The following is a 15,823-nucleotide window of genomic DNA, read 5'->3' as shown; positions in this document are numbered from 1 at the left end:
CCTTCTCATGCTTTATTTACCTTTTTTTAAATAATAAAAAGTGGGATGCTCCCCTCTCTACTTACTTTGGATTTGGTAACACCCTCACCAAAATGACACCGCTATTGTTCGCTAGTTTAGGCGTGTTAGTGGCGTTGCGGGCTGGGCAATTTAATATCGGTGGGGAAGGACAAATTTATCTGGGTGCGTTGGGAAGTACTTTAATTGGGTTGTACGTGCAAGGATTACCTGCGGTGATTCATATCCCCTTAGCACTTTTGGCAGGATTTTTCTTTGGTGCAGTTTGGGGTTGGATTCCTGGTTATCTCAAAGCCATGCGCGGAGTAAATGAGGTAATTACTACATTGTTGCTCAACTATATCGCCGTGAATTTAGTTAGCTACCTCGTACAAAATCCATTAATGGCAGCAGGTGCGCCTAGTCCTTATTCGCCATTAATTGCTAAAACATCGCGTTTGCCGATTATATTACCACAAAGCCTCGCCCATGCTGGTATTTTATTCGGTTTAATTGCCGCAGGTATTTTATGGGTATTGTTAGTGCGCTCGCCACTAGGTTATCAAATTACAGCAGTGGGATTTAACCCGATTGCCGCCCGTTATGCCTACATATCTGTTGAACGTACCATTATGCTGGTAATGGCTGCTGCGGGTGGTTTAGCTGGGTTAGCTGGGAGTTGTGAGGTGATGGGGTTGAAATATCGGCTATTTGAACAAGTTTCCCCAGGTTACGGATTTGATGCCATTGCGATCGCTTTTTTAAGTCGTGGTAGTGTTGTCGGTGTAGTATTAACTTCTTTGTTTTTTGCAGCCCTTCGCAGTGGTGCAAATGTGATGCAGCGTAGTGCAGGTGTGCCGGTAACTGTAGTTTACGCAATTCAGGGGTTTATGGTGTTATTCATTGCTATCAGTTTCGCAGTCGAAAGAGAGATAAGAGTCAAAACCCAGAGAAGCGCCAAAATTTAACCCAGAAGAACATCCAGAAAACTCTGCGAAACTTTGCGCTTCCCTTTGCGAACCTCTGCGTTAAAAAATAACTCTATGAATAATCTCAACTTCTTCTTTGATTACTTAATAGCTACCTTACGTCTAGCCGTCCCCTTAGCATTTGCAGCCCTTGGAGGATTGTACTCGGAACGTTCGGGGGTGTTAAATATCGCCTTAGAAGGAATGTTGCTTACAGGTGCTTTTACTACTGCTGCGGCTACTTTCTACACTGGTAATCCCTGGCTTGGTATCCTTGCATCCTTGATTGCTGGGGGATTAGTCGGACTACTCCATGCTGTTTTGTGTGTAACTTTGCGTGTCGATCAATTGGTATCTGGGCTAGCAATTAATCTTGTCGCAGCTGGATTAACATCTTTTTTGGCCCGGTTAGTATTTAATGGCAGTAGTACACAGCAGTTACCTGGAATCGGGGCAATTATGATTCCTGGTTTAGCCAATATTCCCCTGATTGGGCCGCTACTATTTCAGTCAGATATTTTAGTATATTTATTATTTATCTTAGTTATTTTAACTACATATATTTTATTTCAAACTAGCTTTGGATTGACATTGCGAGCAGTGGGAGAATCTCCAAAAGCTGCTGACACGGCTGGAATTTCCATACCATTTGTTCGTTATATCGCTGTGGTGATTAGTGGCACTCTTGCGAGTTTAGGAGGTGCTTATTTAACTCTAGTACAAGTAAGATTTTTTGCCGAAGGGATGAGTGCTGGTAAAGGATTTATTGCGATCGCAGCATTAATTTTTGGCAGATGGCATCCTGTAGGTAGTGCTTTGGCTTGTCTGCTGTTTGGGGCTACAGAAGCTTTACAACTGCGAATTCAGGCATTAGGGGCAAATATCCCTTACCAATTTTTAGTCATGCTACCTTATGCGATCGCTTTATTAGCATTAGTGGGTAAATTGGGGAAATCTACACCTCCGAAAGCTTTAGGTACTCCCTACTTTGGAGAAAATCACCACTCAGACTAATTTAACGTGAGCGGGCGTTCTTTGTACCGGGAGCGGTTTAACTTTTGCCTTCTTACATTACTGATTAGATACCGGAAAATTACCGTTATAACCTGAAAATTTTATCAGATAAAATTGCGAGTTTTGCTGAACCGGAACGCCGTTTAATCGAGGCAGTTTAGTCATGGAATCAAATCAATTTCACAAAGAGACAGAATAGTATTCAAAAATTCTTTTAATTCAGGACACAGATTAACTGCATCCATTAGATTATTGTTTTTTAAAATCTTGGCTGCATCGCGAGTTTTACTATAGCTGCGTTTTTTACCTGACTCGAATATTTCTTTAATATGATATGACGGAGGTTTATTGTGATTCACCTGCTCAGGTAAGCCCCTTGGTGCTGACTTATTATGTCCAGCCAATTTTTGAATAGTTGGCCAATAAGGTAGTAACCAAGCTTCAAAATCATACTGCGCTGCATGGGGATAAAAATTAGGGTTATTCCCCACCCACATTTTCATTTTTGCTTTAGCATCTGCTGCATCTTGAAAATCATTGGTTCCTGTATAAACATCTGTTAGTGCAATCACAGCATTGAAAGCATCTCTCCCTGTCAGTAAATTCTCAACCTTACGCCTAAGTTTTTCTTCTTTGGGAATCCGACCATCATCAGGTAGAAACTGAAGTTTAGGCATCTGTTGTTGCAAGCGTGACTTGAGGAAATCTCGTAAAATCGGCTCAAAAGCTTTTTCTGTTGCACCCTCAACTAAAATTGCTATTCTCATGGACGACCACCGATTAAGTTCATCGCCCAAATTTGATCTAAACTATAATCTTCTAGCCATTTTTTTAAATCAAAAGAATCACCCCAATTCATAGTTGTTAAACCATCCTCAGAATCACAAACTAGCACTTCCTCAGGTTTTAAAAATCTTATTAATCTATCTGAATGGGTTGCCACAATTAGCTGAGTTCGTTGGGCAGCTTCGCGCATTAAATCAGCTAATAGTCTTAATAATTCTGGGTGTAAACTGACTTCTGGCTCATCAATAAGAGTGACAGCAGTTAAATCTGGACTTTGCAGCAGTGTTATTAACCAAAGAAACCGCAAAGTACCCTCAGATAACTGATGCATATAAAGAGGCTTAGAAAAATTTTTGTCTTTCCAAGTCATTGCTAAAGTTCCTGCTGCTACTGGCGGAAACGATAGACGCTCAAAATCTGGAAATGCAGCAGCAAGAGTATCTTCAATAATTTCAAATCGTTCTGAATCAGTTTCTCGCAAATAATAAAGGCACGAAACTAAATCTTCTCCATGAGAACCTGGTAAGGTCACTGGACGCATTGATTGTGGTAAACGAACTGGGCTTTTAGGAGCAACATTTAATGCTCCATAAAAGGTGCAAGAAGCTAATCTTTTTCGCAGATTCTCTGGCTCTTGGTACATTTTGGGAACTTGAGCAAGAGAAGTTTCTAAGGGGTTATGATCCCAATTTGGGCGCAATAGCTTTTGATCTTCTGTATTAAAATATTTAACATCTAAACCACGAGAGTCAATGTGTTTAAAGGGTTCTGATGCCTGACGATCATTTTGTTGAGTAAGTGTTTCTAGAGCAATTTCATATGCTAACCCTTTAGGAGCGACTTCTAGCAAGTAGTCGAGTGGTGCATAACCAGGCACACTCATGGACAAAGAAATTGTTATACTTTTAGCCCGATCGCGCGTCATGATATCACCCAGTCCACCCAATTCGGAAATTTTGGTTCCTAGTTGAGCATTTGCTGATGCTGCTAAAAGTGAAAAAATTTCTAACAGAGAGGTTTTACCTACACCATTAGCCCCAATCATCACCGTCAGAGGTCGCTCATGCATATCGACTTGTACATTATACAAGCGACGATATCCTTCAATTGTTATACTTTCAAACGAGTTCATAATATAGTTATTACCAACTGTTGTACCTATTGCTTTCTAGTGTCCGTACTTTCTGATCTTTTCCCTACTGTAAAGCCTTAAGGCAATTCTTAGCAGTATCCACAAAATCTGAATAGGTCAACGCGGGCGTTAGCATAATAGCAAAATCAACAAATAATGTGATATATGCTTATATCAAAAGCCACTCATGCCGCAAAATAACCAAACCACCGTCGAATTCCGTGATGTCACCTTTAGCCGCAACCATCGCCCATTGGTGTCAAATCTCAATTTCACCATCTCCCAAGGAGAAGCACTAGTATTACTTGGGCGCAGTGGTAGCGGCAAAACCACGACAATGAAGTTAATTAATCGCCTATTTACACCTACACAAGGCGAAGTTTTATTTAATGGCATTTCCACAACTCAATGGGATGAAATTAAACTGCGGCGAAAAATTGGTTACGTCATTCAAGAAATTGGTTTATTTCCCCACTTCACTGTCGAACGCAATGTGGGTTTAGTCCCTTCTTTAGAAAGTTGGCAACCAAAACAAATTAAAACGCGGGTTTATGAATTGTTGCAATTGGTAGGCTTAGAACCAGCACAATTCGCGGGACGTTATCCGCACGAACTTTCGGGAGGACAAAGGCAAAGAGTCGGGGTAGCCAGGGCTTTAGCAGCAGATCCGCCAGTGTTGTTGATGGATGAACCCTTTGGCGCACTCGATCCAATTACGCGGCTAGAACTGCAACAAGAGTTTCGGCATTTGCAGCAAGAATTAGGCAAAACTGTTGTGTTTGTCACCCATGATATTCAAGAAGCCTTTGTGTTGGCATCGAGAATTGGTTTAATGTCTGGCGGAGAATTGGTAGTATTGGGGACGAGAGATGAATTTATGCGATCGCAACATCCAGAAAGCCTCGCCTTTCTGCAATGTCTGCGTTCTCTGCAAGATACTTTATGAAAAATTTCTTCCTGGTTAAGTATGCTCCAGAAATTCTTCAGCATACTCTAGAACACCTATTTTTAGTAGGTATTGCGATCGGAATTGCCATACTTGTAGGCATTCCTTTAGGTATTTTAATTACACGTAAAACCTATCTCCGCCAACCAATTCTCGGTATAGCGAATATTCTGCAAACTATTCCTAGTTTGGCCCTGTTTGGCTTACTCATTCCTGTTCCGATAATTGGCGGAATTGGTGCAGTACCAGCAATTGTTGCCCTGACTGTATATTCTTTGCTGCCGATAATTCGTAACACTTACACAGGTATTACTAGCATCGATCCAGCTATTCGGGAAGCTGGGAGAGGCATGGGAATGACAGATAGACAATTGTTGTTGCAAGTTGAGATTCCCTTAGCGATGGGAGTAATTCTGGCAGGAGTGCGAGTTGCAACGGTAATTGCCATAGGTATTGCAACTATTGCCGCAGCTATTGGTGCTGGTGGTTTGGGAGTGTTTATTTTTCGCGGCATATCAGTAGTGAACGATCAGTTAATTTTAGCTGGTGCAGTTCCGGCGGCGACAATTGCATTACTGGCTGACTTTGCAATTGGCTGGATAGAGAATAAATTAAAAATTAAAAATTAATGAAGAGATTTTTCACGCTTTGCTTGTTAAGTTTTGCTTTGTTATTGTTAATCGCTGGTTGTACGCCGAATTTAAATAGTAATAACGGTGCTGATATTATTGTTGCTTCAAAAGATTTTACTGAACAAGATATTTTAGGTGAACTTTTAGCACAGCAAATTGAGGCGACAACTAATTTAAAAGTGGATCGCCGTTTCCGTTTGGGTGGTTCTTTCATCTGTCATAGTGCTATTACTTCTGGGAAAATTGATGCATATATTGAGTACACAGGCACATCTTTTACTGGGATTTTAAAGCAAAAACCAGTTAATGACCCTAAAGAAGTTTATCAGAAGTTAAAACAACTTTATGCCCAGCAATTTAATTTGGAAGTGATGCCAAGCTTGGGTTTTGAAAATACTTTTGCGATGATTGTCCGGGGTGAAGATGCCAAGCGTAACAATATTCAAACTCTCTCCCAAGCTTCTCAATATACACCTCAGTGGCGCGGCGGTTTTGGCTATGAATTTTTGGAAAGGGAAGATGGTTTTCCAGGATTAGCTAAAACCTACGGGTTACTTTTTGCTAAACCTCCCCAAATTATGGACTTGGGTTTAGTATATCGTGCTTTGATTCAAAAACAAGTAGATATGGTAGCGGGTAGTTCCACAGATGGGCAGATTTCCCGCTTGGATGTAGTGGTACTAAAGGATGATAAAAAATATTTCCCACCTTACGAAGCTGCACCAATTGTTCGACAAGAAATTTTAAAAAAATATCCTGAAGTCAGAACAGCGATCACATCACTTACCGGAAAGATTTCGGCAGATGAAATGCGACAGTTAAATTATTTAGTTGAGGGGGAATTACGTGATGTTAAAGATGTTGTCCAGGAGTTTCGTAAATCTAAGGGATTCAAATAATTCGTAATTCGTAATTCGTAATTCGTAATTAAGGGTTAGCGTAATACACTCTACTAGTTTGTCAAGTTTAAATTGATGGGTAAGTAAGTTCGTAGTAAGGACTTTAGTGCTTTTTCTCTAAGCATTAAAGTGCTTACTACAAACTTTTCATTACTAGTTTAAACATTGTACTACTGCTGTTCCCGCAAAAAGTTCTTTAACCACCTAATGACTTCACTTGTTGTTTGTTCATTAGCCATTTGGAGACATTGCTGCACAATTTCTCTGACGTTAGGAAAGTAGCTGCTTTCTGTAAGCACATAACTTTCTCCCTGCAATCGATAAATTAATAACCGATTACTCTTTAATATCCAAACTTCTGGCACTCGATAAGGCAAGAAATCATTAATATCGGTGTAGCTTGTCACATCTATTTCAATTGCTAAATCTGGTGGTGGGTCTGACTCCCAATCAATTCTTTTTTTGCCTACTACTGCTCTGCAATTTTCAATGTAAAAGCAAAAGTCTGGTTCAATACCACTAATTTCTGGCAAGCTCATGGTAATGGGCGTAAATGATTCGTATGCACGGTTTAAGTGGTCAAGTAAAGCTATTACTATCAATGCCAACAAACTCGCATCTCTTCCATGCTCTGGTAGCGGTGCCATCAGTAAAATTTCTCCTCTGCGATATTTAATGCGAGGTGAGGAGCGATCGCCTAGTTGCTGACTCAATACTTGATAGTCTTTCCAGTTTCCCAAAAGCTTCAACACCGCGCCAGGTGGTAACTCGATTCTTTCTGGTGTAATTACGGTATCCATAATTAGCTCACATTTTAGATATTGGCGTAGACGCGTTCGCGTAGCGTCTCGTAGAGAAGCGGCTTGTCGCTAGACATCGCACTACATCGAGGATAAGCGATCGCAGGATTCATAAATTAAATAAACAAATTATTATATCAAAGGTTTTTGCTTACAAATACAAAGCCACGGCTCTTCTTGGATACAGAATCATTTGTCAGCATTGCTTTCCATAAATCTGTTGTTTTTACCCACACTGGTGGATACTTGTAACGAGAAACATCAAGAATTAAAAACCTATCTGTTTGCTCATTATATGCTGCTACAGGAGAAATATGTCCGCCTTTCTCTTGACCAATTTCTTTGCGTAAATAGTTTACTAAAATGAAATTTTGCGGTTGTTTTAAATTTTCTGCTGCTTGTTTACGGAACTCCTCTAAACTAGTGTCGGTAGCGTGGTAAACATTAACTTTAACGCCATAGCTAGCTAATAATTGCCCTAATTGATCTAAAGTCATACCTTGACGAGACACAACTTCAGGAGCCAGGACTTTTTTTGTATTATCATTACTAAAAAAGTTTTCTTGAGTAAATACTCGATATGGCTTGTACTGCTGTGCTTCTGGTGCTGGAATTTGTAAACCATTCAGTACCATAACCATACTAGCAACACCACAATATGCCTGATTATTTTGAGTGATGAATTGCATACTCAGTGGAAAAAAATCTTCTTTTGATTTACTCTCAACTAAGAATTTTTCACCTTCCGGGGTATTAAAACCTACTAAGTTAGAGGAAAGCGGTAATGTTTGAGAGAGAACGCTGCCGCTAGAGATACATAATCCAATAGTTAAAGCTTTGAAAAATGTTTTACTTATTTTTTGTAACATAGCATTTACAAGTGCTGTAAAATTTTCAAATCAGATCGTATTAATAATCTCACACCAAGATGCTAAATAAGTATAAAATTTTCGGAGAAATGGGATAAAAATGTTTACTGTTGCTAAACCCAAGCGAGTTGCGAGCGTAATCTTTTCTTTCAGCATCTTACTTTACAGCCAAGTAGCATCAGCCGCCTTAACTTTACCCTTACACAGCAAGAAGGGAATGGTGGTTTCAGCCCATCCTCTAGCAAGTGAAGCAGGAATTTCGATGTTACGCAAAGGTGGTAATGCAGTGGATGCAGCCGTAGCTACAACCTTTGCACTTTCTGTAGTTGAGCCTTTTTCAGCCGGAATCGGCGGCGGCGGATTTTTGCTGATGCACTCTGAGAAAACTGGCGAGATGAAAGCGCTAGATTTCCGCGAACGCGCACCCCTGAAAGCTACAAGAAATATGTATTTAGAGGCAGAAGGAAAGGTGCGTCCGAATGCAAGTATTAATGGTTATTTGGCAGTAGGGACACCAGGAACGGTGGCGGGACTTTATGAAGTGCATCGTCGCTATGGTAAGCTTTCTTGGCAAGAGGTAATGAAACCTGCGATCGCACTCGCTAAAGATGGCTTTATTCTTAGTGATATGGTAACTTGGCGTTCTCTGCAAGCAAACGATCCCCGCAAGGAAGTAGTTCTCAACAATCCCGCCGCACGAGAAATTTTTACTCGCAATGGTGAATTTTACCAACCAGGAGAGAAGTTAGTGCAGCGTGATTTGGCACGCACTTTAACAGCAATTGCCGAAAATCCTCAAAGTTTTTACACCGGAAGTATTGCTCGTGCGATCGCTTCTGATATGGTAAAAAATGGTGGTTTAATCACTCTCGAAGACCTGAAAGCTTATAAGCCAATCTGGCGCACTCCCGTTTGTGGAAATTTCCGCAAGGCTAAAATTTGCTCAATGCCACCACCATCATCAGGAGGCGTTCACCTATTGCAGATTTTAAATATTATCGGTGACACCGATCTAAAATCTTTGGGATGGCATCATCCAGACGCGATACATTTAATGGTAGAAGCAATGAAGATTGCTTATGCCGATCGCTCAAAATATTTAGGCGATCCTGATTTTGTCAAAGTCCCCGTACAAGAACTGCTCAGTCCAGCTTACGCCAAAAAACGCCGTCAAGAAATTAATATGCAAATGGCTCGACCCTCCACCGAAGTCAAGCCAGTAGATTTGAATTCAAAATGTCTGCATCTTCCCTCATCCCCTTGTCTTCCGCATGAATCTCCCCAAACCACTCATCTGAATGTTGTGGATGAACAACGCAACGCCATAAGTCTGACTTTCACGATTAATCTCAGTTTTGGTGCTGGTGTGGTGACACCGGGAACTGGAATTATTCTCAACAATGAGATGGATGATTTTGCAGCTGCGCCAGGAGTGCCTAATGCTTCTGGTTTAGTTGGTAACGATGCCAACAGCATTGCACCCCGCAAAACTCCTTTATCCAGCATGACTCCCACAATTGTCACAGAAAATGGTCATTTACGGATGGCAGTGGGTGCGCCTGGTGGTAGCACCATCATCACCCAGGTTTTGCAAGTAATCCTGAACGTGCTGGAATACAACATGGATGTTGGTGCGGCTGTTTCTGTTCCACGCATACATCATCAATGGCTTCCAGATGAGTTGCGCGTCGAATCCTGGGGCTTGGATGCTCTAACTTTGCAAGATTTACGCAGACGGGGACACAAAATAAAGGAAACTACGCCTTGGGGTAATAGTAACGCGATCGCTGTTACATCTGATGGAACTTTAGAAGGAGCCGCCGATCCTCGCGGTGAAGGTTCCCCTAGAGGCTTTTAACAAAGATGAGGGGGATGAGGAAAATAACTAATCCCCAATGCCCAATGCCCTTCAGGAGTGCTGAGTGCTGAGTGGGGAATCTCACTTCTTTACTCGCTTGCCGAGGAACTCGAAACGGGCTAAACGCCCCGCTGACGCTAACGGAACTGTTTTGCCCAATGCCAATGCCCTTATTGATTTTGGATTGTTGAGTCTGCGTAACTGCTGCCAAATTCGTTTGCTCGTGCGCTAGGTACTAGTGTCCAACCTGCTTTCAAAAGTTTTTGATAAGTTGCCCAACCTTTAGAACCACCTGGTATCTGATAATCTGGGACTGCAAAATGTCCAAAAGCTGTGTAGGGACGCCAGGGTTGATTGGGTTCTGTCTGCAAATACAAAATTTTCTCTCCGTCGCCACCAGACTTAGATAACCAGCACATTTGTCGATGCATTGCAAACTCCTTTGCTTTCAGCTAATTATGCATAATAACGGACTTTTGTCAAGTAAATTATCCCCAAGAGTGATAACTTTTTGCCTAATACTTTAGACAAAATGTAATTAAGTTCTATCCACTGCGAGATAATTGCTTAACAACTCATAGCCTGGAAGACAGCTGCTAACGGGACATAAAGATAAACAGCCTTACCTCACCTTGTTTATTGGGTGAGATTTTTCTCATGTTATCCGCGTTTTTTGCGATCGTGTGTAACAATCACTACTGTTTTAACTGAGGCTCGCAATCAGATTATTTGTTTTTCACTGTAGACAATTGGGGACTATGAAAAATCTCTTTTGGTTAATCAAGTCCTGCAACGTGTAGTACCAAAGGCACTGTACAGACTTAGGAAAGTACCATTCGTCCTTGTTGCAATATTTCCCGCAGATACAGCAATATCTGTGGTTTTGCAGCGTTACTGGTACTTTGGCCTCCAGTCAGACATTGAGTCAGAGATTTAATAGACCTCTTGCATAAATCAAAAATAAAGAACCCCTCCTTGCAAGCTCTTAGGGGTGGGGTGTTAGGGACTTTTGCAAGAGGTCTAATGTATTGTCAGGCGGAGACTGGGAACGAGTCAAGCCTCATGCAAGCTAGGTTTTTTCGACTTGTGTGTACGCCGTAGCTTTGGCTGTTTGGGATTCTTGGGATTTAATTAAGTAATGAAGCAAACATGATATAAACAGTTATCCTGCTTATTTGCAACTTTTCCATACACCCTGCGCTTAAGTATGGTTGTAAACGACGATGATTTTATTTACAATCTGGTGACAGAGTTTTGCTTTCTGATGTCATGTTCAGTTTTATTCAAAAAATTCTTCCTGATTTAAAATTAACTTATTAACTGATATGGATGCTCAAAAAATAAAAATTTTATTAGTTGATGACAACTTAGAGAATTTACATTTTTTATCAGACATACTTCAACACCAAGGTTATCAGGTAGAAAGTGTCATTTCTGGGCAATTGGCAATCAATACGGTACTCGTTTATTCCCCGGATTTGCTTTTGCTAAATGTTCTGATTATAGAGGAGGATGGTTATGAAGTATGTCAATATTTGAAAGCTAACGCTCAAACTCAAGAGATTCCGATAATTATTTTCGGAATTTCCGATGATTGTTTTGAAAAAATAAATGTCTTAAATTTAGGCGATATTGACTATATTACTCAACCATTCCAAACTAAAGAAGTTTTATTACGCGTCCAAAATCAACTCACTCTCCAAAGACTGAAAAAACAGTTGAAAGAAAAAAAATTCCAACTGCAACAGGAGATTAAAGAGCGTCAACGGATTACAGTTGAGTTAAATATTTGCAACAGACAAATAGAAGATATTTTTAAAGAAATTCCCGTTAGCATTAGCAAAGCCTTTTGTAGAGAAGTTTATCAAAGCGAACGCCTTGTAGTCGAAGCCGCCCTCAAGAAGAGTGAAAGTCAGTATCGGCTCCTAGTGGAGACATCTCAGGACACGATCTGGTCGGTGGACATTGATGGACTAATTACCTTTGTCAATCCAGCAGTCAAGCAGATTTATGGCTACGAACCCCAAGAAATGATCGGGCGTGCCTTAATTGATTTCATCTCACCTACACAAGTCGCTCAAGATAAAGTAGCCTTTGAGCGCGTTCTTCAGGGAAAGTCTATCTTTCAGCATGAAACTACCTGTGTAGCTAAAGACGGTACCTTACTTTATTTAATGTTGAATGCGATCGCATTACGCAACGAAGAGGGTCAGGTTATAGGCATGACAGGTACTGCTAGTAATATTACACAGCGTCGAGGAATAGAAAAATTACTCCAAGAAAGCGCGATTAAGCTCCGCAATCATAATCTAGTGCTAACACAATTGGCACAAAATCAGACGCTTTATCAGGGTGATTTGAAAGCAGCCTTGAGTAAAATCACAGAAACAGCTGTCAAGAATATTGGCATAGAACGAGCTAGTGTCTGGCTGTATGACGAAACAGGCATAAAAATCCAGTGTTTCGATCTATTTGAGGGCAGTCGCAATCAACATAGCGAAGGACTTTTATTATCAGTGGCAGACTATCCAGTTTATTTTGCAGCTTTGCAGCAAGACCAACCAATCGCCGCAGATGATGCTCATACCGATCCCAGAACTAAAGAATTTTCTGAGTCTTACTCAAGGTTAAACATCACCTCTATACTCAATACACCCGTTAGGCTGGAGGGAAAGACTGTAGGAGTTTTATGTTTGGAGGCAGTGGGAACTACTCATCAATGGACGCTAGAAGACCAAAATTTCGTTCGCTCTCTGGGTAATTTAGTATCCTTGGTATTGCAGGCAAAAGAACGCCAACGCGCAGAAGCAGCGCGACGCGCTTCTGAAGAAAAGTTAGCGTCAGCTTTTCGGTCATCTCCCGATCCTATTGCCTTGATTACTGTTCAGGGCAAACGCTACATCGAAGTAAACGATAGCTTTTGTCGGTTTTTTGGTTATTCTCATTCTCAAGTGATCGATCGCACCGATGAAGAATTGAATCTTTGGGTGAATCCAGAAGAATATAATTTTCTCACCCACATCCTGCAACAAACAAAAGCTATCCGCAACTATGAGATTGATGTCTACACTTCAACAGGAGAAATCAGGACAACACTGTTGAGTGCAGAAATGATCGAGATTGATGGGCAATGGTACGTACTGGGCACCGCCAAAGATATTACTGAACGCAAACAGGCAGAAAATGAAAGCCGTTTGTTACTGTTGACAACCCAAGCTATCACTCGCGCCAGTGATGTCAACAGCGCCTTAGCAGTGGTCTTGCGCTTAATTTGTCACAGCATTGGCTGGGATTTTGGTGAAGCCTGGATACCTAATGAAGATGGGACTGTTTTAGAACACAGTCTGGGGTGGTACGGAGAGGATAGCAGTTTAGAAGAATTTTGCTACCAAAGCCAAACTGTGAAATTCACTCTGGGAGTGGGATTACCAGGAAGAGTTTGGCAGAACCAAGAACCAGAATGGATAGAAGATGTTTCTAAAGTTACACAACCAGTTTTCTGGCGATCGCCAGAAGCTGCAAAGGTGGGATTAAAAGCTGGGTTTGGTGTTCCCATACTGGCTGGAAACCAAGTATTAGCTGTTTTAGTGTTTTTTAAACGTAGCTCAGTATTGGTAGATCGGCGTTTGCTCTTGCTAGTCAGTGCTGTTGCTGCTCAGTTGGGTGGGTTGATTGAGCGCAAAACCCTAGAACAAGAACTAGCACTTAGAGAAGCTCGTCTCAATGCCTTTTTTAGCAGTGCTCCCGTCGGTATGAATATTGTAGATAACCAGCTGCGGTTTGTGCAAATCAACCAACTGTTGGCGGAGATTAATGGACTACCCCAGCAAGATCATATTGGCAAGACCATCCATGAAGTCTTACCCCACATCGCTCCTTTAGTAGAACCAATTTATCAACAAGTTCTGATAACCGGTCAACCCATTCTCAATCAAGAATTGAGCGGCGCATCAATACAACCAGATACCATCCGCCACTTCTTAGCTTCTTATTTTCCGATTGTTGGTGAAGACGATCGCCCTTCTGGTGTCGGCACAGTTTTAGTAGAAATTAGCGAACTACATGCAGCGCTACGCGAACGCAAACACGTCGAACAAGAATTACGTTTAGCAAACGAACGCCTACAATATCTCCTCACCTCTAGCCCTGTAGTCATTTATAGCAGCAAAACATCGGACGATTTTAGCACTACTTTTATCAGTGACAACGTTAAAGAAATGGTGGGTTACGAAGCGCAGGAATTTATCGATAACTCCAGTTTTTGGCTTTATCACGTCCATCCCCAAGATATTGAATTCATCTCAGAAAAACTTTCCCACCTTGTTGAGCAGGAGTACATTTCCTACGAATACCGTTGGTTACACGCTGACGGAACTTATCACTGGTTCTACGAAAAGATGAGGTTAATTCGTGACGAAGCTGACTACCCAATCGAATGTGTTGGTTATTGGGCAGACATTAACGATCGCAAATTGGCAGAACTAGCTTTGCAGTCAGGTCAGCAACGATATCAACTTCTAGCAGAAGCCTCACCAGCTTGTATCTTTCATACTGATGTGGATGGCAATGTTTTATATTTTAATCAACGCTGGAGTGAAATTACTGGATGTAGTTTAGAAGGATCTCTGGGAACAGGTTGGGCAAATGCCGTACATCCAGACGACCGCGAACAGCTATTGTTGACATGGAATCAAGCAACAGCTGCTAAGTCAACCTATAAGTACGAACATCGTTTCTTGCATGATGATAGTACAGTCGTCTGGGTAATTTGTCAGGCTTTGCCAGAATTTAGAGATGATGGAGAAATTAAAGGCTACATCGGTACAATTACAGATATTACCGAGAGAAAATTGGCAGAAGAAGCCTTGCGTGAGAGTGCAGAGCGAGAAAGAGCGATCGCTCAAGTGATTCAAAGAATGCGCCAAACACTGGATTTAGAAACGATATTTGCGGCTACAACCGAAGAATTACGCCAAGTACTCAACTGCGATCGGGTTGTTGTCTATCGTTTCAATCCCGACTGGAATGGCGAATTTGTTTCTGAATCGGTGGGTAACGGTTGGATTTCTCTCATAGAAGAACACAACAACGATCCTCATCTCACAGAGGGTGTCTTACAAGATGGGCACTGCCTAGCGAAAATTTTGGATGGCGGTAATAACCACGTGGAATATCCCGATTTGCAAGTAACCCCAGGTGCAAGTTTCATTTGTGTCCCAGACATTTACAACGCTGAGTTTCATCCTGCTTATATCAACCTCTTAGAGCGCTTTCAGGCCAAAGCATATATTATTGTTCCGATTTTGCATGGTAGTCAGCTTTGGGGATTGCTGGCGAGCTATCAAAATTCCGATCCCCGCCAATGGAAATCAGGAGAAATTAACATCGTAGTTCAAATTGGCAATCAGTTAGGTGTTGCTTTACAGCAGGCACAATTGCTAGCACAAACTCAAAGGCAGTCCCAAGCATTGCAAGAAGCTGTGATCGTTGCTGATGCTGCTAACCGTGCCAAAAGCGAATTCCTGGCCAACATGAGTCACGAACTGCGTACTCCACTTAACGCCATCCTTGGTTTTACCCAAGTCATGAGCCACGATCGTGAATTATCAACTGAACATCAGCAAAATCTAGCAATCATCAATCGTGCTGGCGAACATCTCCTAAATTTAATCAACGACATTTTGGAAATGTCTAAAATCGAAGCTGGCAAAATAACCTTAAATATCAACAGTTTTGACTTAATTCGCCTTTTGAAAAACCTCGAAGAGATGTTGCGCTTTCGCGCCACCTCCAAAGGATTGGAATTGGTCTTTGAATATACATCTCACCTTCCTCAGTACATCCAAGTTGACGAAAGTAAACTGCGTCAAGTCTTGCTTAATCTCCTGGGAAATGCAATCAAATTTACCGATACTGGAAGGG

12 protein-coding genes are annotated in these 15,823 nt (G+C 41.5%); 7 read left to right on the top strand and 5 right to left on the bottom strand.

All coding sequences use genetic code 11. From position 1 onward, the window contains the following. Both ACFE93_RS30335 and ACFE93_RS30330 read left to right on the top strand, forming a co-directional pair. Positions 1-965, top strand: a 965-nt coding sequence (locus tag ACFE93_RS30335) for an ABC transporter permease (protein ID WP_375479138.1), incomplete at its 5' end; no start/stop codon positions are given. Between the two features lie 75 nt (positions 966-1,040). Beyond that, positions 1,041-1,979 carry an ABC transporter permease gene (locus ACFE93_RS30330; RefSeq protein ID WP_375479136.1) on the top strand — a complete coding sequence of 313 codons (939 nt, stop codon included), beginning with the start codon at positions 1,041-1,043 and terminating at the stop codon, positions 1,977-1,979. 161 nt (positions 1,980-2,140) lie between these two features. Here ACFE93_RS30330 and ACFE93_RS30325 read toward each other — a convergent pair whose 3' ends face one another. Further along, positions 2,141-2,746 carry a DUF4276 family protein gene (locus ACFE93_RS30325; protein WP_375479134.1) on the bottom strand — a complete coding sequence of 202 codons (606 nt, stop codon included), beginning with the start codon at positions 2,744-2,746 and terminating at the stop codon, positions 2,141-2,143. Further along, positions 2,743-3,897 (bottom strand): AAA family ATPase, encoded by a 1,155-nt coding sequence (locus tag ACFE93_RS30320; RefSeq protein WP_375479132.1) that lies wholly within the window; start codon positions 3,895-3,897, stop codon positions 2,743-2,745. Before ACFE93_RS30320 ends, ACFE93_RS30325 begins: the two co-directional genes overlap by 4 nt. Before the next feature lie 187 nt (positions 3,898-4,084). Here ACFE93_RS30320 and ACFE93_RS30315 point away from each other — a divergent pair, with 187 nt between their 5' ends. Genes ACFE93_RS30315 through ACFE93_RS30305 form a run of 3 tightly spaced genes read left to right on the top strand, consistent with a single transcriptional unit; the run spans position 4,085 to position 6,374 of the window. Beyond that, the gene (locus ACFE93_RS30315) at positions 4,085-4,843 is read left to right on the top strand and encodes an ATP-binding cassette domain-containing protein (RefSeq protein ID WP_375479129.1); all 759 of its coding nucleotides are present in this window, start codon (positions 4,085-4,087) and stop codon (positions 4,841-4,843) included. Continuing rightward, on the top strand, positions 4,840-5,472 hold the full coding sequence (locus ACFE93_RS30310) for an ABC transporter permease (RefSeq protein ID WP_375479127.1): 633 nt from the start codon (positions 4,840-4,842) through the stop codon (positions 5,470-5,472). Before ACFE93_RS30315 ends, ACFE93_RS30310 begins: the two co-directional genes overlap by 4 nt. Beyond that, on the top strand, positions 5,472-6,374 hold the full coding sequence (locus ACFE93_RS30305; protein ID WP_375479125.1) for a glycine betaine ABC transporter substrate-binding protein: 903 nt from the start codon (positions 5,472-5,474) through the stop codon (positions 6,372-6,374). The genes ACFE93_RS30310 and ACFE93_RS30305 overlap by 1 nt, the downstream gene beginning before the upstream one ends. Positions 6,375-6,544: 170 nt before the next feature. On the opposite strand, the gene ACFE93_RS30300 is transcribed toward ACFE93_RS30305, so the two are convergent. Together ACFE93_RS30300 and ACFE93_RS30295 are read right to left on the bottom strand one after the other, a co-directional pair. Next, positions 6,545-7,174, bottom strand: a complete 630-nt coding sequence (locus ACFE93_RS30300) for a Uma2 family endonuclease (protein WP_375479123.1) — start codon at positions 7,172-7,174, stop codon at positions 6,545-6,547. A 137-nt stretch (positions 7,175-7,311) separates the two neighbouring features. Then, positions 7,312-8,043 (bottom strand): phytochelatin synthase family protein, encoded by a 732-nt coding sequence (locus ACFE93_RS30295; protein ID WP_375479121.1) that lies wholly within the window; start codon positions 8,041-8,043, stop codon positions 7,312-7,314. A gap of 100 nt (positions 8,044-8,143) precedes the next feature. On the opposite strand from ACFE93_RS30295, the gene ggt reads away from it, so the two are divergent. Beyond that, positions 8,144-9,901 (top strand): gamma-glutamyltransferase, encoded by a 1,758-nt coding sequence (gene ggt / locus ACFE93_RS30290; protein ID WP_375479119.1) that lies wholly within the window; start codon positions 8,144-8,146, stop codon positions 9,899-9,901. A gap of 170 nt (positions 9,902-10,071) precedes the next feature. Here the strand turns inward: ggt and ACFE93_RS30285 are convergent, their stop codons facing one another. After that, a complete protein-coding gene (locus ACFE93_RS30285; protein ID WP_375479117.1) occupies positions 10,072-10,332 on the bottom strand; it encodes a hypothetical protein in 261 nt (86 codons plus the stop codon). An 894-nt stretch (positions 10,333-11,226) separates the two neighbouring features. Between ACFE93_RS30285 and ACFE93_RS30280 the strand changes: the two genes are divergently transcribed. After that, a partial coding sequence (locus tag ACFE93_RS30280; RefSeq protein ID WP_375479115.1) for a PAS domain S-box protein occupies positions 11,227-15,823 on the top strand: 4,597 nt, incomplete at its 3' end.

This window comes from uncultured Nostoc sp. (genome assembly GCF_964247315.1).
In the GTDB taxonomy this organism is placed as follows: domain Bacteria; phylum Cyanobacteriota; class Cyanobacteriia; order Cyanobacteriales; family Nostocaceae; genus Nostoc.
This window is presented reverse-complemented; position numbering and strand designations above follow the sequence as displayed.

Coding starts and splice junctions, on each gene's coding strand:
- ACFE93_RS30330 (WP_375479136.1), top strand. CDS start 1,041: ATGAATAATCTCAACTTCTTCTTTGATTACTTAATAGCTACCTTACGT.
- ACFE93_RS30325 (WP_375479134.1), bottom strand. CDS start 2,746: ATGAGAATAGCAATTTTAGTTGAGGGTGCAACAGAAAAAGCTTTTGAG.
- ACFE93_RS30320 (WP_375479132.1), bottom strand. CDS start 3,897: ATGAACTCGTTTGAAAGTATAACAATTGAAGGATATCGTCGCTTGTAT.
- ACFE93_RS30315 (WP_375479129.1), top strand. CDS start 4,085: ATGCCGCAAAATAACCAAACCACCGTCGAATTCCGTGATGTCACCTTT.
- ACFE93_RS30310 (WP_375479127.1), top strand. CDS start 4,840: ATGAAAAATTTCTTCCTGGTTAAGTATGCTCCAGAAATTCTTCAGCAT.
- ACFE93_RS30305 (WP_375479125.1), top strand. CDS start 5,472: ATGAAGAGATTTTTCACGCTTTGCTTGTTAAGTTTTGCTTTGTTATTG.
- ACFE93_RS30300 (WP_375479123.1), bottom strand. CDS start 7,174: ATGGATACCGTAATTACACCAGAAAGAATCGAGTTACCACCTGGCGCG.
- ACFE93_RS30295 (WP_375479121.1), bottom strand. CDS start 8,043: ATGTTACAAAAAATAAGTAAAACATTTTTCAAAGCTTTAACTATTGGA.
- ggt (WP_375479119.1), top strand. CDS start 8,144: ATGTTTACTGTTGCTAAACCCAAGCGAGTTGCGAGCGTAATCTTTTCT.
- ACFE93_RS30285 (WP_375479117.1), bottom strand. CDS start 10,332: ATGCATCGACAAATGTGCTGGTTATCTAAGTCTGGTGGCGACGGAGAG.